We start from the raw sequence: 22,114 nt of genomic DNA, 5'->3' as shown, positions 1-22,114 counted from the left end.
ATTCACACCTTTGCCATCAGTAAACCGGATCGATGATCCTGTTCACGGGCAAGGCGACGCAATACTTCAAGCATCTCTTCCTCAGGGATTTGACGAATGATATCACCCGTCGAAGCTTCGTAGATGGTAACCACCTCTCGCCCGGATTCTTGATCCAATCTGAAAGACAGGCCTTTGTTGATAGATTTCACGAACTCGTTCATTTGATCCACCATTTTGGCAAGTTGCTCCTCGTTGAGACGTTGGCGCTGCCTAGCATGCTCCATAGCCGTATCAACCGATTCTTGCTGCTTTGCCCTGGCCTGCTCAGAAAAGTGTTCAGATGATTTATCTGCACGCGAAACCGAGCGGCTGTTCTCCCTGAAAGCGAAACACTTTTTGCATTATCGTTTTCTGAAGCAATTTTAATGCCACTTTGTGAGCCGTAAGGCTGGATGTTCGATGCGTAGGATGGTATTTCCATAACAATCTCCCTTCCACCTTATAAGTAACATTTACCGCAAGTTACTTACTAGCTCGAATGAGCTTAAAGGGTTACCCCAATAAGCTCAGAGCTGCAGATGGTGACTGCTTCGCTTGCGCCAACACGGAAGTACTCGCTTGTTGCAATATCTGCGCTTTCGTCATCGCCGTGGTTTCACGAGCATAATCGGTATCACGGATACGGCTACGAGACGCATTGACGTTCTCGTTGACGTTATCCAAGTTACTGATCGCGTGACCGAATCGGTTCTGGAACGCACCCAATGAAGCGCGTTGGCTATCCACCGCCTTCAATGCACCGTCCAATACCGAGACCGCTTCTTGTGAACCCGCAACGGTCGAAACATCAATATTCGCCACAGTCACATCACGACCTGCGTCAAAGCCGATTTCACCGCCTAGCCCACCGCCAATGGTCACATCACCGTTCACTTTTTGCGATGAAGCAAACAGTTGCATTTTGCCGTTTTCACCTACGGAAGCTTTAACGTCATCCGTTTGGCCGTTGATATAGGTCGCGAGCTCTTCTAAGTCGTCACCTTGTTTGGCATTAATGGTCACTTCACGTGCTTCACCCTGTTTATCAGTGTAGTTCAGGGTTAAGTCCGTTGCAGCGCCTACGCGCCAATCTGCGGCTTTCCCCTCTTGAGCACGGTAACTTCTGCCGCCCATTGCTTGGGTATCCGAGCGCATACTGCCCATGCTGAGCATGACAGCTTCACCGGAATCCGCACCGATCTGGAACGATTTGTTACCAAAGGAGCCGTTGAGCAGTTTGTTACCACCAAATGAGGTGGTTTCTGCAATACGGTTTAGCTCATCATTGAGGGCGGACACTTCTTCTTGAATCGCTCGGCGTTCAGAAGAGGAGTTCGAACCGTTAGAGGATTGCAACGAGAGGTCACGCATCCGTTGTAAGATGTTGGTCGTTTCATTCATCGCCCCTTCAGCAGTTTGGGCGATAGAAATACCATCGTTGGCGTTTTTCACCGCCATATCCAAACCACGACTTTGCGATGTTAAACGGTTAGAAATTTGCAGACCTGCGGCATCGTCCCGAGCACTGTTGATTTTATAGCCGGACGACAAACGCTCCATCGATTTCTGCATGCCATCAGCAGCGCCATTTAAATAGCGCTGAGCGGTCATGGCAGACACGTTCGTGTTTACATTAATTGCCATATTGATCTCCTTAGGCGGATAAGTTGGTAAACCTCGGTGTCTCTCACCTCACGTCGGTTTACCTCATTTCTCTCGTATCCTGTAACGGCGAGAAATAGATATCCTTTAGAGAAATTTCAGGCTTTTTTTCGAAAAAAGAAAATCCCCTCCACTTTCGTGAAGTTAGGCACTGAATTAATGAAATTCGAATGTAATAAAAAATCCAGCCGAAGCTGGATTTTTTGGCGGTGCGGGTATGATTAACCCAACAGGCTGAGTGCGGCGTTTGGCGCTTGTTTGGCTTGGGCCAGCACAGAGCTTGATGCTTGAGACAGGATTTGCGATTTGGTAAGAGCGGTCGTCTCTTTCGCGAAATCGGTGTCTTTGATACGGCTCTTAGAAGCATTCACGTTTTCGTTAATGTTATCCAAGTTGCTGATTGCATGGCTGAAGCGGTTTTGGAACGCACCCAGTTCAGCGCGATGGCTATCTACGTATTTCAGTGCAGAGTCGATAACCGCAACTGATTGTTGCGCGCCACCAACTGAAGTTACATCGATAGTATCAACGGTTTCAGCAGTACCCGCTTGCATGTTCAGTGCACCAGCCAGACCACCAGAGAAAGCTACACCACCGGTTACTTTGTTGTTACCAGCAAAGACTTGCAGTTGGCCTTTCTCATTAACCGATGCTTTCACCATATCGGTTTGGCCGTTGATGTAAGTTGCGACTTCTTCGATGTCATCGCCTTCTTTTGCGTTGACAGTGATGGTTTGATCGTTGCCATCAATATCTTTCAGTGTGAAAGTGATGTCGTTTGCGCCCGCTTGCACTTTCCAGTCTTTGTCTTTGCCTTCAGTCGCAACGTAGCTGGTACCACCCATCATGCGGTTATCACTGCGCATGTCTTTCAGGCTTAACATTACCGCTTCACCGTTGTCAGCACCGATTTGGAACGACTTGGTTGAGAAGGTACCGTTCAGTAGTTTGTTACCACCGAATGAAGTGGTTTCTGCCACACGGTTCAATTCATCGTTAAGCGCGGTGATCTCTTCTTGGATAGCCACACGGTCAGCTTTAGAGTTCGAGCCGTTCGCAGATTGCAGTGACAAATCACGCATACGTTGCAGAATGTTGGTGGTTTCATTCATCGCGCCTTCTGCGGTTTGAGCAATTGAAATACCATCATTCGCGTTGCGTACTGCCACATCCAGACCGCGGCTTTGTACATTCAAGCGGTTAGAAATTTGTAGGCCTGCAGCATCATCTTTAGCGCTATTGATTTTAAAGCCTGAAGATAGACGCTCCATTGAAGTTTGTTGTGCGTTAGTTGCACCAGTCAAATAACGTTGAGCGGTCATTGCTGCTACGTTGGTATTTACATTTACTGCCATGGTGATTTCTCCAATTGATTTTCCGATGTATCCGGTTTCCGACGTCTCGGAAAACCAAAGTAGTTCTCTCAAAGTTACCTTTTATAACGGCGCGTTTTTTAAATCCTTTAGGAAAAATTTTCAATTTTTTAAGAAAAAAGTTTGGTTGGCGATAAATTAGGCATCAAACATATAAAATGCACAAAAAGTGCACTTTGGCACTCAAGGTTTTTCTACCACGGACGATAAAGCGAGCTTGATCTTGAGTCAGACGAACAATGAGTTAGATACGAAGTCGAGCAGGCAACGTTAATTACGCAGCAAAAACAGCACAAACTTCGGCTGGCGTTTCGCTTGAGCGAGCACAGAAGTGCTGACTTGCTGCAAAATTTGCTGCTTAATCATTTGCGTGGTCTCTTTAGCGTAATCGGCATCTTTAATCCGGCTATTTGAGGCAGCCAAGTTTTCATGCACGTTATCGAGGTTACTGATCGCATGGTGGAAACGGTTTTGCATTGCCCCCAATTCCGATCGATGCCCATCGACATATTTCAATGCCGTATCAATGACCGAGACGGCGCGTTGCGCACCGCCAGCACTGCTGATATCGAGATTATCCACCGCTTCATAACCCAATAAGTTCATTTGTAATTCGTTGGCTAAACTGCCACTGAACGATAGGGTTCCGGCAGTCTCTTTACCCGCGATGTAAAGCTGAAGTTGTCCTTTTTCATTCACAGAAGCTGAAACTTTATCAGTTTGGCCATTGATGTAAGTCGCCACTTCCTCAATATCATCGCCTTCTTTCGCTTGGAGCTGAATGTTCTCATTCTCGCCTTGCGCATTGACGTAGTTAATATTGAGTTGTTGCTTACCTTTCGCGACTTGCCACTTTTTATCCGCCATTGCGGAGGCAACGTAGCTAAAGCCGCCCATATCCAAGCTGTCGGATCGCATATTGCGCAGTGAAAGCTGTACCGCCTCACCACTGCTGGATCCAATCTGGAAACTGGCCTTTTCAAAATGGCCATTGAGCAGTTTTCGCCCAGCAAAAGAGGTGGTTTCAGCAATTCGATTCAATTCATCGTTTAAAGCGGCCATTTCTTCTTGTAATGCGGTTCTTTCAGCGGCGCTGTTCGAGCCGTTGGCCGATTGCAAAGAGAGATCGCGCATACGTTGTAATAGTTGAGTGGTTTCCTGCATCGCCCCTTCTGCGGTCTGCATGATCGAAATGCCATCGTTCGCATTACGCACGGCAATGCTCAGGCCACGCATTTGCGTTTCCAGACGGTTCGATATTTGTAGCCCTGCAGCGTCATCCTTCGCACTGTTAATGCGATTGCCAGAAGAGAGGCGCTCAAGAGATTGATTGAGCATCTCGGAAGCGGAATTGAGATGTCGCTGTGCGACCAGCGCTGACACATTGGTGTTTACCGTCATGGCCATGGCTGCTGCACTCCTCACACTATTGCTTACTTGTTCTTTTATCGGTGCGAGGTGGTTTTTCTTTAATCAAAAAAAACGCTAACCGATCCAGTTAACGTTTTAATCTGCTGTCGGCATTTAATCGCCCAGCGGTTGTCGATCTAAACCGCCACGATACGAGTCGAGAGCCAGTTTTAAGCGACGGAGTTTATCGCGTGAACGGCGTTTGTGGTTGACCGCTAAAGCCATCGACAATACATCCACTAAGGCCAGCATGGCATACCGAGAAGCCGAAGGTTTATAGATAAAGTCGGTTTCTTGGTGCTCAATTGGCAAAGTGAGATCCGCGATTTTTGCTAAAGGTGTCGCCTTCGGGGTAATCGCAATCACTTTCACACCGTATTCTTTGGCAAGCTCTGCGCTTTCAATAATGGCGGGTGTGTACCCTGTAGCCGAGAGCATCACAATCACATCATTACCATCGGCAGTTGATGCGATCATGCGTGACATCAAACCATCATTATAAGCCACGACAGCATAGCCTAAGCGAAATAAACGGTGCTGCATCTCTTGCGAGGCGATGGTCGAGCCTCCGCCCATGCCGATCGCAATCACTTGTCTTGCCTCATGCAGCCACTCAACAGCAGTCGCGATATCTGCTTCATTGATCAAATTTCGGTTGATATCCAGTGACTGTTTGATCGACTCATAGATACCTTGATAGCCGCTTTGATCGGGTGGCTCAAGAATAAATCGCTGACCAACGGTGAGCGTTTGAGCCAGTTTGATCTTCATATCACGAACATTCTTACAACCAACCGCTTTGGCAAAGCGCGTAATGGTGGCTTCGCTCACTGCTGCGCTTTCTGCCAGTTCAGTGATACTGGCATTCGCAGCGGTTTCAATATCGTCCATGATCAATTTTGCGACTTTTTTTTCCGCATCGCGTAGCGCACTGAATCGCTCGGTGATCCGAGAAATAATATCTACGTCTAAACTCAACCTAGTGTCCTATTTTTTGCTGTAGGGGGGCGGCGATGGCCGGCATGCCGACCCGAGGTGCTCTGCGCCCATTTTTGCCGTGAGTATACCTTAAAGCGAGCGGACTCACGGCGTTTGGTTTAGAAACAAGTCTCAACCCAATGCGTAACTTGATAGTCATCATCACATATTGCGATGGAGCGCCACTTATCAATCGTTAAGCATGGATGCGATGTGGAGAACGCGATGATGTCTCCAACATTGAGTTGATTGTCTGAATCAATCTCAATAAAGGCATGCTGATCCATTACCGCTATGGTCTGCGCATTGCCCACCGAAATAAGCTGTCCATTACGATAAGCCCGTTCAGGTGTGGGTAATCCTGCATCAAAAGCCACATCACGCTTACCTAGCCCAACCACCAGTCTGTTGCTTTCTGGTCGAGAAAGAACGTGTGCCCAGACTTCAAGAGAAGATTGGAGATCGCCTCCCAAATCGCATGCCACGCCTTGGTTTTTTTCTGCGCGAGCCATCACCTTATTCTGAGCGGCTAAATAGATTCCAGTGTCATGGATTGCATAACAACCGGGGCGAATGATCGCCTCCACATCGTCTAGGTTTGAAAAGCATTCAGAAACCACGTCATACCATGCTGAGCCTGCCCCAGTCACCATAGGTTTATCGGCGATCAACGCTTCTTGCTTTAAAGCACGGGTTAACGCCAAGGCTTGGTTCAAGAATTGCCGGATCATTTCCTCCGCATTGTCGCCATGAATCACCCCTTCGTAGACTTCAATGCCACGTAATATGAGATGACTCTGTTGTTGAATGAAGCGGGCAAGCGATAACACTTGGCTTTGATCACGACAGCCACAGCGACCGCCTTCCACACCATATTCGATAAGCAAATTGAGCGGGATCTGGCGCTGAGCAAAATATTCCCCCAACGCTTTGGCGTTGAGTGTTGAATCAACGCAGGTATAAATGTTCACTCTGCGCTGCTCAATAAGGTTAGCCACGATGGCCATATTCACTTTGCCGACCAGTTGATTGGCAATGATGATCTGCGTCGCGCCGGCACTAGCCGCCACCTCAGCTTGCGCTGCGGTGGCCACCGTAATCCCCCAAGCGCCATGCTCAAGCTGCTGACGAAAGAAACTCGGGATCATGGTTGTTTTGCCGTGTGGACAGAGCTTCACTTGATGCTGCTGCGCAAAACGCTGCATCCAATCTAAATTGTTGTTGAGTTTAGACTGCTGGATCACCGCCGCGGGCAAACTGACTTCTTCATTGATCAGACTGTATTTTGTGGCCACCTCTCGTGAGTTGGCTTGGCATTTTTGCCCAACATCAGGATGGTTAACCCATTCATTATGATAGTTTTTATCACGATAACTTTCTAAAGCCATAATAAAAATCCTTCTCTAACATGATTTAACTCTATGATTAATCACAGTTGACTCTGTGAAAACTACACTCAAGGTTAGAAAGTATCAAACAATAAGGATGTTTATGTGTGGGTTATCACTGATTTTGTAGTGGGGGATTATTAAGATGCATCCATACAAACGAAAAATGAAAAAGGTCATTCATGTTGTTCGATACCCTGATCAAACGTGTAGAAGTCTTCGATGGCAGCGGCGGCCAGTCTTATCACGCTGATATTGCCATTCGCCACGATCGCATTGAACGAATTGGCCAGTTGGATGATGCACAAGCCAAGCATGTGATTAAGGCAGACGGGTTAGCTATCGCCCCTGGTTTTATTGATGTACATACGCACGATGATACGAATGTGATCCGCTTTCCTGAATGTTTGCCAAAGATTAGCCAAGGGGTCACGACCGTTATTGTGGGTAACTGTGGCATTAGTGCTAGCCCCGTTGTTTTAGCCGGAGATCCCCCCGACCCAATGAACTTATTGGGAAAACGCAGCGATTTTCAATATCCAACCTTCGCAAGCTACGCCAAAGCGGTAATAGATGCACAACCTGCGGTGAATGTCGCAGCCTTAGTCGGCCATACCGCTTTACGTAATAACGTGATGGATAATTTACAGCGCACGGCCACCGATGAAGAAATCGAGAAAATGCGTTTAGCCCTTGATCAAGCGATGCAGGAGGGAGCGCTTGGACTCAGCTCTGGTTTAGCCTACGCCAGTGCCAAGCAAGCCAATGCCGATGAAGTGATGCGTTTGGCACAAATACTGGGCGATCACGGTGGGATTTATACTACCCACATGCGTACAGAGTTCGAAGAAATTCTGTCTGCGATGCAAGAAGCTTTCGAAACCGGTCAGTTTGCCAAAGTCCCCGTGGTGATTTCTCACCTTAAATGTGCCGGTGCTGGCAACTGGGGCAGAACAGTTGAAGTGCTGAACTTGATGGATAAAGTCTCTCAGCATCAAGATGTGGCTTGTGACTGTTATCCTTATTCTGCGAGTTCTTCCACGCTCGACCTCAAACAAGTATCCGATGAGATCGATATTTACATCACTTGGTCAGAGGCTCATCCAGAACATGCAGGCAAGATGCTGAAACAGATTGCCCAAGAAATGGCAATGCCATTAATGGATACCGCAAAAGCACTTCAACCTGCCGGAGCGGTTTACCACTGCATGGATGAGAACGATGTAAAACGAGTGCTTAAGTACAGATTAACCATGATCGGCTCTGATGGCTTACCGAATGATCCTAAGCCGCACCCTCGTTTATGGGGGACGTTCCCCAAAGTGCTGGGGCATTACTGCCGAGAAGAGCAGTTATTTTCTCTGCCAGAAGCCATTCATAAAATGACGGGAATGTCGGCCAAGCGATATAACTTGCAAGGACGAGGGGAAATTAAAATAGGCGCATATGCTGACCTAGTAATATTTAATCCAAAAACAGTTAAAGATACTGCAACCTTTGAAAATCCCATTTCTATGGCTAAGGGTATCGAATATGTTTTTGTGAATGGTACTTTGTCTTATTTTAAAGGTGAAGTGAGTAAAAAAAGAAATGGTACATTTATTTATAGAAAATAAGCTTATCGAAAATAAGTTTATCGAAAATAAATGAATCAAAAATTTAAAATAATAATTTTTAAACACTGGAGAATAATATGTCTATTAAACGTTACGGTGTAGAAGGTGGTACAGGTACCGGTGGTCAACACCTACCTTTTGCAAGAGCCACCGAAGCCGGCGGTTTTCTGTATGTTTCTGGCCAAACACCGATGATCGATGGTGAAGTGGTTGAGGGTGGCATCGTTGAGCAATCACGTCTTGCGATCCAAAACTGTGTCAACATTATGACCGAGGCGGGCTACACCCTTGCAGATGTGGTGCACGTAAAAGTAGTGCTCACCGACTCTCGTTATTTCCAATCGTTCAATAAAGTATTTAAAGAATTCTTTGGTGAACACCCACCGGCGCGTATTTGCATGGTCTGTGATCTCGTTGTGGACGTCAAAGTGGAAGTCGATGTGACTTGCTACCGAGAGGATCGTCGATAAGATTACTTAAATCTACCTAACGTTGAGATAAATCCTGAAGACAAATTATCTTATCTCAACGTTCTTACCCTACAAAATACAAATCAAGCAACAGAGCCAACAAGTTAATTTAAATACATTCTTGGATGGCAGTTAATTAAATTAGCACAAATAATGAATGATGCTCTGGTGCAATAAATAAAAACTGAATATGGATTATTCTAACGAGGTGTTCCATGAGTAGCACATTTTTTCTTACAGGTTTTGGTATATATGTACTTTTTTTAATTTGGCTCGGATGGTTCGTGTCCCGTAACCAAAAATCCGGTGAAGATTTTCTATTGGGCGGCCGCGGTCTGCCATTATTTCTCGTTTTAGGTACCACGGTGGCCACCATGGTCGGTACAGGCTCCAGCATGGGCGCCGTGGGTTTTGGTTATGCCAATGGTTGGGCTGGAGCACTCTATGGTATTGGGGGCGCACTAGGCATTTTGCTGTTGGCTCTCTGGTTTGCCCCGGTTCGTAAGCTGAATTTCATGACCATGAGTGAAGAGCTGGCTTATTACGTGGGCGCGCATCGTATTGTGAAGAATGTGGTGGGTTTACTCATCTTCATCGCGTCCATCGGTTGGTTAGGAGCACACATCCTTGGTGGGGGGATGTACCTCGCATGGATTGCTGATATTGAACTGAGTACCGCGAAAATTATCATTGCTGCAGCGTTCACAATTTATGTTGTCATCGGTGGCTATACCGCCGTGGTATGGACAGACACTATCCAAGCCATCATCCTCTTTGTGGGCTTTATTTTGATGGCGGTGCTTTCGGTGCAGCACATCGGCGGCCTAGACAATCTTTACAGCGCGATGGATCCCGCCGCCACCAGCTTCCTCGCGATCGAAAAACTCGGACTGCTGCCAGCTATCTCACTTTCTGTGGTGATTGGTGTGGGTGTGTTGGCAACGCCCTCTTTCCGTCAACGGATATATTCTGGGAAAGATGTCTCAACGATTCGTCGCTCATTTGTCGGGTCTGGCATCTTGTATCTTTTCTTCTCCATCATCCCTGCAATCATAGGTATGGCAGCGCATGCCATTGATCCTACACTAGAAAATCCTAACTACTCGTTCCCCTACATTGCCGCTACCGTACTGCCTGTTGGTGTAGGGCTTATTGTTTTGATTGCGGGCCTGTCCGCCACTATGTCTAGCGCGAGTTCAGACGCAATTGCAGGGGTATCGATTTTACTGCGTGATGTCTATGTCATGTTCACAGGCCGAGTACCAAACAAAGAGTCCATGTTAAATTACTCTCGTCTTGCGTTGGTCGTCGTGATCGGTTGTGCTTTGCTCTTCGCTCTCACCTCCAATGACATCATCGGCTACATCACTAAGATGATTTCAACCGTCATGTCCGGCATGTTTGTGTGTGGAATGCTCGGCCGCTTCTGGAAACGCTACAATTGGCAAGGTGCACTCGCCACGCTCGTGGGAGCCTCCGCCGCCTCATTCACTGTGATGTTCAACGCTGATTTGACAGCCTTTTGGGGTAATCCTGTCATTCCTTCTTGCCTGTTTGCCTTGACCTTAGGGGTTATCGTAAGTCTTGTAACCCCTGCTAACCAAGTCACCCCTGAGATGGCTAGAGCCATCCTTGATGATGAGCGAGCGCTGATGGAAATGGAGTTATCCGATAACGGCCAGCTAGAAGAAGATCTGTCTTTGCAAAACCGTAAAGTGACACAAAATTCTTGATGATTCAGTTCCCAAACACGGTGGCTCAATGAGCCACCATCTTTGACAAGGTTAGCCTCTCTATGACACCTCCATTTCATATCGCATTCTTTGGTGAATGCATGATCGAACTTAGTGGCCTGCCTCTCAAAAAAGGCTTTGGTGGCGATACACTCAACACCGCACTCTACCTTGCGCGCCTAACGGCGAACCGCCCAATAACGGTGAGTTACGCCACTGGATTGGGTTCAGATCCTCTTTCTGAGCAGCTACTTGCCGCTTGGCAAGAAGAAGGGATCCACACCACTCTTGTGCAGCAATATAACGATAAATTGCCAGGACTCTATCTGGTTGAAACCGATCCGCAAGGCGAGCGCCGTTTTATGTATTGGCGAGACAACGCCGCAGCAAAAAGTTATTTCTCCCCTACAGCGCCAAGCAAATTAGAGCAAGCTATTCAAAATGGTGAGATCGATTGTGTGTATCTCAGTGGCATCAGCTTAGCGATCCTCAATGACACGAGTAAACAGCAGCTTATCAACACCCTACGTGATTTTTCACAGAGCGGTGGCACGATCATTTTTGACAATAATTTCCGCCCCCAATTGTGGAGTGCGGAGCAGGCTCGCACTTGGTACAGCCAACTACTGCCACTTGTCGATATTGCTCTGATCACAGAAGAGGATGATCAACACATCTGGGGCGACGAGGAAGGTGCCGAGCAGCGTTGTGCGCGATTTGGCTGTAGAGAGATAGTGCTCAAGCGTGGCAGCCATCCCTGTAAAGTCATTTGGCAGCAAAATGGTGAGCCACATCAGGCAGTTGTCGCCGCGCAACAGGTGACGCATGTCGTTGATACTTGCGCGGCTGGGGACTCCTTTGCCGCAGGCTATTTAGCGGCACGTCTCAGCGCTCAAAGTGCCGAAGCTTCAGCGGAATTGGGCCACCAACTGGCTTCGATTGTGATCCAATTTTCAGGGGCGATCATTCCTAAAGCGGAAATGACCCACCTCACTCTTTGCTAATTTTTTACTGGGTATAAAACAATGACAACAGAAATTATCAACAAACTTAAGCGGTTCAAAATTATTCCTGTTATTCAAATCAACCACGTTGAACACGCCATTCCTTTAGCTAAGGTACTGATAGAAAATGGTTTACCTGTCGCTGAAGTAACATTTCGGACACCAGCGGCAGCAGCATCAATCCAAACAATGCGTGAAGCCTATCCTGAAATGTGTATTGGGGCTGGAACCGTGCTGAATGCCGAACAAGTGGAGCAAGCCAAAGCGGCGGGGGCTGAGTTTGTCGTTGCTCCAGGCCTAAACCCCAATACCGTTCGCTACTGCCATAACATAGGGATGCCGATTGTACCGGGGATCAACAACCCAAGTCAGGTAGAACAAGCGCTTGAGCTCGATCTGACCTTGTTAAAATTCTTCCCTGCGGAAGCATCGGGCGGTATCGCCATGGTGAAATCCCTGCTCGCACCGTACGTTGATGTTCAGCTGATGCCTACAGGTGGTATTGGAAAAAACAACATCAATGATTATCTCGCACTAGAACGCGTGGTGTGCTGTGGCGGAACTTGGATGGTCGCCCCTCAACTGATTGAGAACGAACAATGGGATGAAATTGGTCGTTTAGTTCGTGAAGCTGTTGAGTTAGTCGCATAACAGCAAGCTGAGTATAAAAATCAAAGGAAAAATCCCATGAAAAGATCAACGCTTGCTTTATTCATTTCCGGATTACTAAGTACAAACCTGATGGCAATGGTTCCCTCCACACCTTTAAACCTCATGCCTTATCCACAAAGCGTGGAATTGGGCGTTGGCACAGTCAATATTGATAAAAACTTCAGCATTTACATCAAAGGATTCGATTCGGATCGGGTGCAATTTAATGCCAAACGTACGATGGAGCGCTTGTACCGCCAAACTGGTCTTCCCATGCTGCACTGGCAAGCGAAGTCGGAACAGACGGCGACATTAGTGATTGATATTCGCCAAGGCCCTAAAGAGGAAGTGCAGAATCTGGAAAGCGATGAGTCATACCAACTGACCGTAAGCGATGGGCAAATCCATATCTCATCCCCCCGTCCATATGGTGCATTCCACGCTCTGGAAACCTTTCTTCAACTAGTGCAAACCGATGCCAAGGGATATTCGGTTCCTGTGGTGTCAATTCAAGATGCGCCGCGCTTTAAGTGGCGTGGAGTCTCTTACGACACTGCGCGCCACTTCATCGAACTCGATGTCATTTTGCGCCAACTGGACGCAATGGCATCCGCAAAGATGAACGTTTTTCACTGGCATATTTGGGATGACCAAGGGATCCGCATCCAACTGGATAGCTACCCTAAGCTTTGGGAAAAAAGTTCGGACGGCGACTACTACACCAAAGAGCAGATTCGCTATGTGGTCAACTATGCTCGCAATCTCGGTATTCGTGTGATCCCTGAAATCTCATTACCTGGTCATGCTTCTGCCGTAGCTCATGCCTATCCGGAACTGATGTCTGGTCTCGGTGAGCAGTCTTACCCTCAGCAACGGGCTTGGGGGGTCTTCGAACCGTTGATGGACCCAACCAATCCAGAGCTGTACACCATGCTTGCCCGTATTTTCGATGAAGTTGTAGAACTCTTCCCTGACGAGTATTTCCACATTGGGGGAGACGAGCCGAACTACCAACAATGGAAAGATAATCCGAAGATCCAGCAATTCATTAAAGACAATCACCTCGATGGTGAACGTGGCCTGCAATCTTACCTCAATACTAAGGTTGAGCAGATGCTTGCCGAACGTGGTAAGAAGATGTCCGGCTGGGATGAGATCTGGCATAAGGATCTGCCCAAATCAATTGTTATTCAAAGCTGGCGAGGACACGACAGTATTGGCAGTGCGGCGAAGCAGGGGTACCGAGGCGTTTTGTCTACCGGTTACTATCTCGATCAACCGCAACCGACCAGCTATCACTATCGCAACGACCCCATGCCAACGGGCATTACGGTGGATGATACCCTGCACAGTGGCGAAAAGTTCGAAACTTACAACTGGGTAAAACCGAGAAATAAGGGTGGCCCCCGTCATGGTAATTTAACCATTATCGAAGCCAAAAACGGCACTTTCCGTGCATTTACTGACTACAATGGCAAATCACGCCAAGAAGTCCACATTCTCGACTACCAACCCGGCATTAAATTTCGCGGCCATATGGACAACTTCATGTCTTACACCGAATTCAACTATGAATTTGCTGAGGGTAAGTTGAAAGAAAGCAGCTATCAGTTGATTGGAAATGTTCGATGGCCCACCACCGGTGAGCAGGTAGCAGGAACAGCAATCAAAGGCAGCGTCATTCCCAAGCCGGAGGGAGGCTATCCTGCCGAGCTGCAAGGCGATGAAAAAGATCTGATTTTAGGTGGTGAAATCACCATTTGGGGGAAAACCTAGACTCACTGACCATAGAACAACGGTTGTGGCCGCGTAGTTATGCGATTGCAGAACGCTTATGGTCTAGCCAAACGCTGACCGATGAGCGCAGCATGTATCAACGCATGAACGTAATGGATACTTGGTCTGAAATCTCGCTAGGGCTTCGCCATCATGCCAATCAGAGCATCATGTTAAAGCGCTTAGCCAATGGTGCCGATGTTGCCGCATTGCAGACGTTAGCAAAATACATTGAGCCCGCTCAGTATTATGCTCGCCATTGGGAAAAATGGATTTCAACCCCCAACAAAGGCGATCTCTACAACCAGTATGAGCGCTTAAACCGATTTGCCGATGCCTTACCAGTAGAGAGTTTGGCGGTTTACGCGATGAATGACTTGGTGACTCAATTCGCCCAAGGTGATATTGATGCATTAGATAAATTGACCATGCACTATCAAGAGGCCGCGTTAGCGGCTCAACAAGCGAAGCCGATTTTCGCCAATAACATAGCTTCTATTGAGACGGTAAAAGTGGCGGATGCAACCCTAAAAGTCGCCCAGATCGCCAACATTTTGCTCGAACGGGCAAAACAAGGAAAATCCGTGAAGGCGGCAGAAGCCACTGAATACCAAGCGATTCTTGATGCGCATGCCATCATCTTTGATGAAACCATCATCGCTATCGTCAAGCCGACTCAAAGCTTACTCCACACTTTAGCGAAGAAGTCTTGATACACAGAGCCGCCAGCGCCAACTGGCGGCGTTCATTTGATAAGGTTTAAGGATAAAATCATCGCTATGCAAACCAGTGGACACTTAACATTTTATGTAGGCACTTACACCGATGAACCCAGCTACAGTCGAGGTATTGCGCAGATTCGCCTCAATCCACACACAGGTGAACTCACTAGGCTTGAGGATTTCGCGCCTCTGCGTAATCCATCTTACCTGACGCAATCATCACAAGCCGTCTATAGCTTCTCAGAAGTCGCTCAACAAGAGGGCGCAGAGTTAGTGTGTATCATCGACCAACAGACTCATACCTTGCCTATCGCTGGGGACTATCCATGTCATGTGGCAACCTCTCCGGATGCCAACTACCTTGCCGTGGCGAATTATGGCTCAGGCAATGTTTGTGTTTACGCACTCGACCAACAAGGAAAACCCACTCACGTAGTCGCAGATTTAGCGGCCAACTTAGCCGCGAATGAGCAAGATTCAACGCCCGAACGGCCGATCACACCGCATGCTCATCAAGTGTTTTTTCAGAGCACAGAACCTCGATTGGTCACGGTTGATTTAGGCTGCGATGCCATACGTTTCTATCATCACGATGAGCAAGGGTTTAGCCTACAACAAGACTTACCTCTTCCCACGGGTTCAGGGCCAAGACACTTAGTTTTTAATCGTGCGGAAGATACGGCCTATGTGGTGTGTGAACTGAGTGAAACGCTAGTGGTGATCACCAAAACGGCTGAGGGTTGGCAAGTACAGCACCAAGCCGATCTACTCCCTCAACAGGCAAAAGGTGCGGCCGCAGGCGCGATCAAGCTCTCTGCCGATGAGCGCTTTGTGTATGTCTCATGCCGGCATCAAAATGCCATCAGTTGCTTTGCGATACAGGGTTCTAATGTTCAATGGCACAGTATGCAGGAGTGCGGCGGAAGGTTTCCTAGAGACTTTTCTCTCTCGTCTTGTGAGCAGTGGCTGATAGTGGCTAACCAACATTCAAATAATTTAGTCAGCTTTAGACGCAATCCAAGCGATGGTCGTTTACAAGCAAGCGGCTATCAATGTCATGTTGATGCCCCAGTATGTGTGTTAGAACAAAACTCTCGATAAGGAAGATTAAGGCGTAAGCCGCTTTCTTTACTCTATCGACCTCAAAATCACTAAGGCCGCTCCTAAAGCCTTATGAGTTTAAACATATTGCCCGAGGCATACTGAGCCCGCCTCGGGCAATACAAAAGTGCACAACGCTTACTGAGCTTTTAAGCTCAAGCCTTGTAGCATCACTTGGGATGGTGCAAAGAAATAAGCCCCTGTCACGGCTTTGGTAAAGCGCAGCAATTGGTCTGTTTTTCCATCGGTCACACCATACATGCTTTCCAGCATGGTTTTAAAATTATGCAGCGTATGACAGTAAGCAATAAACAGTAGGCCGTGATCGCCGCTCACGCTGCCGTAAGGTAGGCTGTGGCGAACAATCTTCAGCCCTTTGCCTTCTTCTTTAATATCTACGCGGCCAACATGCGAAGCCGCAGGAACATTGTCTAACTCAACCGAATCAGGCTTGGTGCGACCAATCACTTTCTCTTGCGCCGCCAAATTGAGTCGGCTCCACGCAGGTAGGTTATGCACGAAACGTTGCACCATCACATAACTGCCACCCGCAAATTCACCATCAGCGACTAAAGCCACTTCCGCACGTTTCTCCGCTTTCGGGTTTTCTGTGCCGTCGATAAAGCCGGTCATGTCTCGTGCATCTAGGTAACGGAAACCGTAGGTTTCATCTACCACTTCAATATCTTCAGCGATATCACTGATCCCTTTACGCAGGGCATAAAACAGCAAGTCGTGACGCATAGAGTGGCAGTGAATCAACACATCAACATCGGTAGTTGGTGCATGAATATCCCCTTCCCCTAACTCTGGGAAGTCAATCAACTCTGGTGGTAAAGCCACATCAAGCTGATCCCAAAAACCTTTGCTAAATGCCAGCGAAAGCGTGAGCTCTGCCCCCGGTTGGTTTTGATTTATTTCTTCAATTAATGCGGGTAAAGCCTTGAGCGCATGCAAAACATTGGCGTGGTTCTGGCGAACTTTAATCAGTGTGTACAGGGCAAATGGGCCAGCTTCCGGCACGATTGCAGTCTGTGACTTAAACATAATGAGTCCTCACTTTTAGGTTTTGCTCAGTGTAATAAAAAGTAATAGCACAGTGTTGATGGCGATCATGCCTTCCCCAACACTGGGGTTTGTAAACTGTCTTTGACGTGGCGACTCTGCACAAGGTAAATGCCAAACCACAGCAACAAGACTAACGTTAAAGCGTTAGCCCAGTGAAATGCGCCTTGCTGCAAATAAACATGGAAAGCGGTTTGAATAGCCTGACCGATGACGGTCAACAAAGTCATTGCACGACCTTGGGCCACGATTCGATTGACCCATCCACGTTGTGGGTTACGCAACGTAATCAACCACATTAAGCTGAGAATAGGAACGCCCATCCCCAACCCTACATAAAGCAACGAATGATCAGGATAGATTAAAGAGAGCAAACGCGAACCATGTTCACGGCTCACTCCCGCCATCACAAACATCACCCAAGCCCGAATAAGAAACAGCCATCCTAGCCACAGCCATAGCGGCGCTTTTAAAAATCCTTGACTATCATACTGTTCTAGCGAATAACGCACGGAGGTCTCTACTGATCAATCACGGGCTTTCCACTCTAGCGCAATTCATCCAAATGACCACCGCTAATTCTTGAGAAGCGCCATTTTTTACTGAAGCATCACATGCTAGTCTTAGCCCTCAAGCTTTTTAATTCGAGCCGATAATGAAAAATTCCACGCCAATACCTTCAGAGCAAACGCAACAAGAGGCGCAGAAAATCGCCAAAGCCACCCAAAGACCAGGGCAAACCAAAGAGCAGACCAAACTGATTACTCAAGGTATCGAAAAAGGGATTGCTCTGTATAAGAAGCAGCAAAAAGAGAAACATCGGCAAGCCGATAAACTGCGTAAAAAAGCCTTAAAAGCCAAGCTATCCTCGACGGAGGAAATAGGTGAAGCTGATGACGATGTATCCGAGCTAGGTCATGCAGCTCATACCAATCAAGCCAAACTCGCATGGGTATTATTAGCGCTCAGTTGGGTGGGCTTTATTAGCTATTGGTTGTGGCGAAACAGCTGATGAACCAACCAACATGATGTGGACAAAGAAAAAGCCAGCGATGCTGGCTTTATGCACAAAATCCTAGACTTTCCGCAATATCTTTTTTTCGTTCAGTCACCCACTGACTGTCAAAGGGCCCCCAGTCCGAGAGCTGGTAGTAACCATCGTTATGTCGACGACCATCTTGAACAAAATTTAATTCAATTCCGATACCCGGCATGGCTTTAATCACATCTTGAATGGTGCGACGTGGCCAACCCGTTTTTTCGATGAGCTTAGGGACATTGGGTCGCTCAAGGCTTTCCACTAACAAAGCTAAATACAAGCGCCTTGCAAAAACAGGACTCAGTTCCATTGATACCTCCTAAAGTGTGCTGTGCTCATTATTTCCGTTTTACCGTGTCATGTGTTGCGTTTGATCAAGAACTTGCCAATCGATTTATCTTGACGGGGTATTTTTTCTTTGCGTGAAATATCTACATCACACTTTTGTCTCAGCAGTCCCTTCCTGTTAGGATTGAACGCACAATAAGCAAGGTTGCAGCAAGCTCAGCTTCGCCTAGCAATCCATTCAGCCCTTCAATAAAAACAAGGATAAACATGACGAATATTCTGTATGGCATTCCTAACTGCGACACGATAAAAAAAGCACGCAAGTGGCTAGAACAAGAGGGTGTTCCCTATCAGTTTCACGACTATCGTAAAGATGGCATCACACCGGAGCTCGTCACTGGGTTTTGTGACCAATTAGGCTGGGAACAAGTGCTCAACAAACGCGGTACCACCTATCGCCAACTCAGCGATGAACAAAAAGCCACTTTGAATGCCGAGAATGCCGTGGCATTGTTAGTGGAACAGCCGGCAATGATTAAACGCCCTATTTTACAGCGCCAAGATACGCTCCATCTTGGCTTTAGCGATACGCAGTACCGCGCTCTTTTCTCTTAATACAAGGATTTCAAGGATGACAGATAGCCCTGTTCTGGCTCTGGCAAAAGATCTCATTAGCCGCCAATCAGTGACCCCTGCAGATGCAGGCTGCCAAGATGTAATGATTGCGCGCTTAAAAGCGCTTGGGTTTGAAATTGAAAGCATGGTGTTTGAAGACACCACCAATTTTTGGGCTCGTCGCGGCACACAATCTCCTCTGTTTGTTTTTGCTGGGCATACCGATGTCGTGCCTGCTGGCCCTCTAGCGCAGTGGCATACCCCGCCGTTTGAACCCACAGTGATTGATGATTTCTTACACGGACGTGGCGCCGCGGATATGAAAGGCTCACTGGCTTGTATGATTGTGGCTGTGGAACGTTTTATTGCCGAGCATCCCGATCACCAAGGTTCAATCGGCTTTTTGATCACCTCCGATGAAGAAGGTCCTTTCATCAACGGCACCGTACGCGTAGTGGAAACTCTGATGGCACGTAATGAGATGATCGATATGTGCATCGTTGGTGAGCCATCTAGCACCCTAGCGGTAGGTGATGTGGTGAAAAATGGCCGTCGTGGCTCCATCACGGGTGATTTGAAGGTGAAAGGCTCACAAGGCCATGTCGCTTATCCCCATCTGGCCAATAACCCTGTGCACAAAGCGCTACCAGCCCTAGCTGAGCTTGCTGCAACTCAATGGGATGACGGCAACGCGTATTTTCCCCCCACCAGCTTTCAGATCCCGAATTTGCAAGCGGGTACTGGCGCCTCTAACGTGATCCCAGGGGAATTTGATGTGCAATTTAACTTCCGCTTTAGCACCGAACTGACTGATGAAGAGATCAAACGCCGCGTACATTCGGTTTTGGATGCTCACGGATTGGATTACGACCTGAAATGGACACTCAGTGGTCAACCCTTCCTGACAGATGCTGGTGAACTGCTCGCCGCTGTCGTTGCTGCAGTTGAAGAGGTCAATCATCAAGCCCCTGCGCTACTGACTACGGGTGGAACCTCCGATGGCCGCTTTATCGCACAAATGGGCGCACAAGTGGTGGAGCTGGGGCCAGTCAATGCCACTATCCATAAGGTTAACGAATGTGTGCGGATCGCTGATTTGGAAAAATTAACCGATATGTACCAAAAAACCTTAAACCATCTTCTAGGCTAACTATGATGACGGCGGAGCAGCTGACCGGACAAACTGACACTCATTTGCAGTCAGTGCTGGTAGGACAAAAAGCGTTTCACATTCATCCGCAGGTGAGTGCCGACTTGTTGGCACTCAAACAAGCGGCGCACGATGCTGGGTTTAATCTGTGCATTGCGAGTGGTTTTCGCTCTTTTGAACGCCAGTTGAGCATCTGGAATCAGAAGATGACCGGCCAAAAGCCGATTTTAGATGAACAAAGCCAACCATTAGTGGTCGATAGATTAAGCGAGGCAGAAAAAATACTGGCCATTTTACGCTGGTCAGCCTTACCAGGCGCCAGTCGCCATCATTGGGGTACCGATTTTGATGTCTACGACCGAGATGCCTTGCCTGAAAATACGAGTCTACTGCTTGAGCCTTGGGAATACTTAACTGGTCACCAAAGTCAGTTCTACCTATGGCTAAAGGCTCACCTTGCTGAGTTTGGCTTTTTTCTGCCCTATCAGAACGGTCAAGGGGTTGGTTTTGAGCCTTGGCATATCAGCCATAAAGTAACCGCGCAACAATGCCTTGCGGAGCTTACTGAACCGCGACTGCGTGAACAACTTTCCAAGGCTAACATCGAAGGTCAATCAACGATTCTCACGATGCTACCGGAGCTTTATCAGCACTTCATTACCAATATTAGTGAGGGATAAAATGGAGATATTGTTTAACCCTTGGGTGATCTCTTTCATTGTGGTGGCGGTGATTGTCGGCAATATTGCGGCGCTGAAATACACAGCCAACATGAAAGTAGGACAAATGGGGAAAAAAAGTGAACTGGATCGATTAAACGAACTGGATAAGCAGCGCAATCCTCAGTCTAAAGATACATCCAAACAAACGACCGAACCCGAAGACAAGCCATAGTCACTGATGAAGTTCAAAAAAGAAGGGATGCCGTTGCATCCCTTCTTTTTACTTTGCTATTCGTTTTGAAATGAGGGCATCAAAACGCCCCCCTTTCACATTACTTCTTATCCACTACCGCAGAAAGTACAGGAACCATCTCTTTAAGCAGTGCTTCATTAACCGGTTTTCCTGAAGAGTCCGTAACGTTAATGGACGTTCGGTTACCCAAATCGCCAAACAAGAAAGTATACGTCCCCGATTTTAGCTCAATCGGTTTTACGCCAATCTCTTGCCAGAAATCATCATCTGGCGAAGCATATTTCACTTTAACTGTACCTTGTGACTGGTTACGTTCTTCAATGGTAAAGCCCATCTTAGGCAGCAGCTCAGGTAAACGTTGCCACAGCACATCATAAGGTGTACGTGCGATAATCACAGGGAAACCACTACGGTCTGCGCCCATGGTGATTGGGATCTGTTTCACCAACTCTTGAGCACGACGCGCCGCTTCCGCACGAATGTCAGAATCATAACGAGTGGTCACCAAGTTCGTCATAAAAGCGTTATAGCGCTCTTTATTGGTGGCAGAGACGGTTTGCACTTGGCCGTTTTCACGCCAACCAACCAGTGATATTTTGAAACCGTAACGGTTGTTGTTTTCCACCATCGACATTAAGTAGCGGCTACCGATAGTGACATCTTCATCTTCGGAAACCCACTCAACCCAATCCGTTTCAACCATAGAATCGGTTTGCTTACGTAACGAAATCTTACGTTCAGCAATCATATTCAGTGCCGTTTGCCACACTTTTTGGGCTTCATCTTGGCGCACCATCCAGAGCGTTACTTCACCATTTTGGCGTTCTGCGCGAGCACCTGGAATCAACTCCAGCACTTGTTGTGGAGGACGAATATCGACCGTACTACCCACTCCTCCGAGAAAATCACCTTGGGGAATATCGTAGTTAGGGTAGAACTGTGGCGTGGAACCTTGTGGCAATACCCAAGGCTTGAATTCTGTGGTTTCGAGGTAGTCGAAATCGTTTTTGGCTTGGCGTCGCTGCGTCGGGCTGCTGGAGCAAGCACTTAAAACCAAAACAGCCAGTGAACCGAGAACTAGCTGGCGAGAAAACTTCATTGAAACTCCTAAAAATGACCGGGGTTATCAGACCCCGG

The 22,114-nt window shown here is 47.6% G+C and carries 20 protein-coding genes and 2 pseudogenes; 12 read left to right on the top strand and 10 right to left on the bottom strand.

What is annotated here, in order from left to right; genetic code table 11:
* Positions 1-2: 2 nt before the first annotated feature.
* The 6 genes and pseudogenes from flaG to EPB59_RS02795 form a co-directional block, all read right to left on the bottom strand.
* A pseudogene (gene flaG / locus EPB59_RS02820) lies at positions 3-463 on the bottom strand (flagellar protein FlaG).
* 71 nt (positions 464-534) lie between these two features.
* Positions 535-1,665: a flagellin gene (locus EPB59_RS02815; RefSeq protein WP_000996999.1), complete on the bottom strand. Its 1,131-nt coding sequence runs from the start codon at positions 1,663-1,665 to the stop codon at positions 535-537.
* A gap of 239 nt (positions 1,666-1,904) precedes the next feature.
* Positions 1,905-3,038, bottom strand: coding sequence for a flagellin (locus EPB59_RS02810; RefSeq protein WP_154171506.1), 1,134 nt, complete (start codon positions 3,036-3,038; stop codon positions 1,905-1,907).
* 288 nt (positions 3,039-3,326) lie between these two features.
* On the bottom strand, positions 3,327-4,463 hold the full coding sequence (locus tag EPB59_RS02805; RefSeq protein ID WP_154171505.1) for a flagellin: 1,137 nt from the start codon (positions 4,461-4,463) through the stop codon (positions 3,327-3,329).
* A gap of 117 nt (positions 4,464-4,580) precedes the next feature.
* The gene (locus tag EPB59_RS02800) at positions 4,581-5,444 is read right to left on the bottom strand and encodes a MurR/RpiR family transcriptional regulator (RefSeq protein ID WP_154171504.1); all 864 of its coding nucleotides are present in this window, start codon (positions 5,442-5,444) and stop codon (positions 4,581-4,583) included.
* A gap of 119 nt (positions 5,445-5,563) precedes the next feature.
* Positions 5,564-6,832, bottom strand: coding sequence for an amino acid deaminase (locus tag EPB59_RS02795; RefSeq protein ID WP_154171503.1), 1,269 nt, complete (start codon positions 6,830-6,832; stop codon positions 5,564-5,566).
* A gap of 182 nt (positions 6,833-7,014) precedes the next feature.
* Here EPB59_RS02795 and EPB59_RS02790 point away from each other — a divergent pair, with 182 nt between their 5' ends.
* The 7 genes and pseudogenes from EPB59_RS02790 to EPB59_RS02760 all read left to right on the top strand — a co-directional run bounded on the left by EPB59_RS02790 (position 7,015) and on the right by EPB59_RS02760 (position 15,905).
* Positions 7,015-8,448, top strand: coding sequence for an N-acyl-D-amino-acid deacylase family protein (locus EPB59_RS02790; RefSeq protein WP_154171502.1), 1,434 nt, complete (start codon positions 7,015-7,017; stop codon positions 8,446-8,448).
* 77 nt (positions 8,449-8,525) lie between these two features.
* Positions 8,526-8,918, top strand: a complete 393-nt coding sequence (locus EPB59_RS02785; RefSeq protein ID WP_000023756.1) for a RidA family protein — start codon at positions 8,526-8,528, stop codon at positions 8,916-8,918.
* A gap of 215 nt (positions 8,919-9,133) precedes the next feature.
* Positions 9,134-10,651: a sodium:solute symporter family protein gene (locus tag EPB59_RS02780; RefSeq protein ID WP_055050905.1), complete on the top strand. Its 1,518-nt coding sequence runs from the start codon at positions 9,134-9,136 to the stop codon at positions 10,649-10,651.
* A 62-nt stretch (positions 10,652-10,713) separates the two neighbouring features.
* Positions 10,714-11,655: a sugar kinase gene (locus EPB59_RS02775; RefSeq protein ID WP_154171501.1), complete on the top strand. Its 942-nt coding sequence runs from the start codon at positions 10,714-10,716 to the stop codon at positions 11,653-11,655.
* A gap of 21 nt (positions 11,656-11,676) precedes the next feature.
* The gene (locus EPB59_RS02770) at positions 11,677-12,306 is read left to right on the top strand and encodes a bifunctional 4-hydroxy-2-oxoglutarate aldolase/2-dehydro-3-deoxy-phosphogluconate aldolase (protein ID WP_154171500.1); all 630 of its coding nucleotides are present in this window, start codon (positions 11,677-11,679) and stop codon (positions 12,304-12,306) included.
* Positions 12,307-12,342: 36 nt separating this feature from the next.
* Positions 12,343-14,795 (top strand): annotated as a pseudogene (locus EPB59_RS02765) (beta-N-acetylhexosaminidase).
* 66 nt (positions 14,796-14,861) lie between these two features.
* Entirely contained in the window at positions 14,862-15,905 is a 1,044-nt protein-coding gene (locus EPB59_RS02760) for a lactonase family protein (RefSeq protein WP_154171499.1), read from the top strand.
* Positions 15,906-16,043: 138 nt separating this feature from the next.
* Here EPB59_RS02760 and EPB59_RS02755 read toward each other — a convergent pair whose 3' ends face one another.
* Together EPB59_RS02755 and EPB59_RS02750 are read right to left on the bottom strand one after the other, a co-directional pair.
* Positions 16,044-16,952 carry a Dyp-type peroxidase gene (locus EPB59_RS02755; RefSeq protein ID WP_154171498.1) on the bottom strand — a complete coding sequence of 303 codons (909 nt, stop codon included), beginning with the start codon at positions 16,950-16,952 and terminating at the stop codon, positions 16,044-16,046.
* Between the two features lie 65 nt (positions 16,953-17,017).
* A complete protein-coding gene (locus EPB59_RS02750; protein WP_154171497.1) occupies positions 17,018-17,482 on the bottom strand; it encodes a DUF2919 domain-containing protein in 465 nt (154 codons plus the stop codon).
* Between the two features lie 143 nt (positions 17,483-17,625).
* Here EPB59_RS02750 and EPB59_RS02745 point away from each other — a divergent pair, with 143 nt between their 5' ends.
* Positions 17,626-17,982 carry a DUF2956 domain-containing protein gene (locus EPB59_RS02745; RefSeq protein WP_154171496.1) on the top strand — a complete coding sequence of 119 codons (357 nt, stop codon included), beginning with the start codon at positions 17,626-17,628 and terminating at the stop codon, positions 17,980-17,982.
* 49 nt (positions 17,983-18,031) lie between these two features.
* On the opposite strand, the gene EPB59_RS02740 is transcribed toward EPB59_RS02745, so the two are convergent.
* The gene (locus EPB59_RS02740) at positions 18,032-18,319 is read right to left on the bottom strand and encodes a winged helix-turn-helix domain-containing protein (protein ID WP_000423625.1); all 288 of its coding nucleotides are present in this window, start codon (positions 18,317-18,319) and stop codon (positions 18,032-18,034) included.
* 245 nt (positions 18,320-18,564) lie between these two features.
* On the opposite strand from EPB59_RS02740, the gene EPB59_RS02735 reads away from it, so the two are divergent.
* Genes EPB59_RS02735 through EPB59_RS02720 form a run of 4 tightly spaced genes read left to right on the top strand, consistent with a single transcriptional unit; the run spans position 18,565 to position 20,956 of the window.
* Positions 18,565-18,912, top strand: coding sequence for an ArsC family reductase (locus EPB59_RS02735; protein WP_055050897.1), 348 nt, complete (start codon positions 18,565-18,567; stop codon positions 18,910-18,912).
* Positions 18,913-18,928: 16 nt separating this feature from the next.
* Positions 18,929-20,062 (top strand): succinyl-diaminopimelate desuccinylase, encoded by a 1,134-nt coding sequence (gene dapE, locus EPB59_RS02730; protein ID WP_154171495.1) that lies wholly within the window; start codon positions 18,929-18,931, stop codon positions 20,060-20,062.
* A 5-nt stretch (positions 20,063-20,067) separates the two neighbouring features.
* Positions 20,068-20,742, top strand: coding sequence for a M15 family metallopeptidase (locus tag EPB59_RS02725; RefSeq protein ID WP_055051179.1), 675 nt, complete (start codon positions 20,068-20,070; stop codon positions 20,740-20,742).
* Position 20,743: 1 nt separating this feature from the next.
* Positions 20,744-20,956 carry a DUF2897 family protein gene (locus EPB59_RS02720; protein WP_055050895.1) on the top strand — a complete coding sequence of 71 codons (213 nt, stop codon included), beginning with the start codon at positions 20,744-20,746 and terminating at the stop codon, positions 20,954-20,956.
* A gap of 100 nt (positions 20,957-21,056) precedes the next feature.
* Here the strand turns inward: EPB59_RS02720 and bamC are convergent, their stop codons facing one another.
* A complete protein-coding gene (bamC, locus tag EPB59_RS02715; protein WP_154171492.1) occupies positions 21,057-22,076 on the bottom strand; it encodes an outer membrane protein assembly factor BamC in 1,020 nt (339 codons plus the stop codon).
* Positions 22,077-22,114: the final 38 nt, after the last annotated feature.

The organism is Vibrio metoecus (assembly GCF_009665255.1).
Taxonomy (GTDB): domain Bacteria; phylum Pseudomonadota; class Gammaproteobacteria; order Enterobacterales; family Vibrionaceae; genus Vibrio; species Vibrio metoecus_B.
This window is presented reverse-complemented; position numbering and strand designations above follow the sequence as displayed.

Excerpts from the sequence above, each read along its gene's own strand:
- EPB59_RS02790 (WP_154171502.1), top strand. The coding sequence starts at position 7,015 with ATGTTGTTCGATACCCTGATCAAACGTGTAGAAGTCTTCGATGGCAGC.
- EPB59_RS02810 (WP_154171506.1), bottom strand. The coding sequence starts at position 3,038 with ATGGCAGTAAATGTAAATACCAACGTAGCAGCAATGACCGCTCAACGT.
- EPB59_RS02735 (WP_055050897.1), top strand. The coding sequence starts at position 18,565 with ATGACGAATATTCTGTATGGCATTCCTAACTGCGACACGATAAAAAAA.
- dapE (WP_154171495.1), top strand. The coding sequence starts at position 18,929 with ATGACAGATAGCCCTGTTCTGGCTCTGGCAAAAGATCTCATTAGCCGC.
- EPB59_RS02760 (WP_154171499.1), top strand. The coding sequence starts at position 14,862 with ATGCAAACCAGTGGACACTTAACATTTTATGTAGGCACTTACACCGAT.
- EPB59_RS02795 (WP_154171503.1), bottom strand. The coding sequence starts at position 6,832 with ATGGCTTTAGAAAGTTATCGTGATAAAAACTATCATAATGAATGGGTT.
- EPB59_RS02805 (WP_154171505.1), bottom strand. The coding sequence starts at position 4,463 with ATGGCCATGACGGTAAACACCAATGTGTCAGCGCTGGTCGCACAGCGA.
- EPB59_RS02725 (WP_055051179.1), top strand. The coding sequence starts at position 20,068 with ATGACGGCGGAGCAGCTGACCGGACAAACTGACACTCATTTGCAGTCA.
- EPB59_RS02755 (WP_154171498.1), bottom strand. The coding sequence starts at position 16,952 with ATGTTTAAGTCACAGACTGCAATCGTGCCGGAAGCTGGCCCATTTGCC.
- bamC (WP_154171492.1), bottom strand. The coding sequence starts at position 22,076 with ATGAAGTTTTCTCGCCAGCTAGTTCTCGGTTCACTGGCTGTTTTGGTT.
- EPB59_RS02780 (WP_055050905.1), top strand. The coding sequence starts at position 9,134 with ATGAGTAGCACATTTTTTCTTACAGGTTTTGGTATATATGTACTTTTT.
- EPB59_RS02740 (WP_000423625.1), bottom strand. The coding sequence starts at position 18,319 with ATGGAACTGAGTCCTGTTTTTGCAAGGCGCTTGTATTTAGCTTTGTTA.
- EPB59_RS02745 (WP_154171496.1), top strand. The coding sequence starts at position 17,626 with ATGAAAAATTCCACGCCAATACCTTCAGAGCAAACGCAACAAGAGGCG.
- EPB59_RS02775 (WP_154171501.1), top strand. The coding sequence starts at position 10,714 with ATGACACCTCCATTTCATATCGCATTCTTTGGTGAATGCATGATCGAA.
- EPB59_RS02770 (WP_154171500.1), top strand. The coding sequence starts at position 11,677 with ATGACAACAGAAATTATCAACAAACTTAAGCGGTTCAAAATTATTCCT.
- EPB59_RS02815 (WP_000996999.1), bottom strand. The coding sequence starts at position 1,665 with ATGGCAATTAATGTAAACACGAACGTGTCTGCCATGACCGCTCAGCGC.
- EPB59_RS02720 (WP_055050895.1), top strand. The coding sequence starts at position 20,744 with ATGGAGATATTGTTTAACCCTTGGGTGATCTCTTTCATTGTGGTGGCG.
- EPB59_RS02785 (WP_000023756.1), top strand. The coding sequence starts at position 8,526 with ATGTCTATTAAACGTTACGGTGTAGAAGGTGGTACAGGTACCGGTGGT.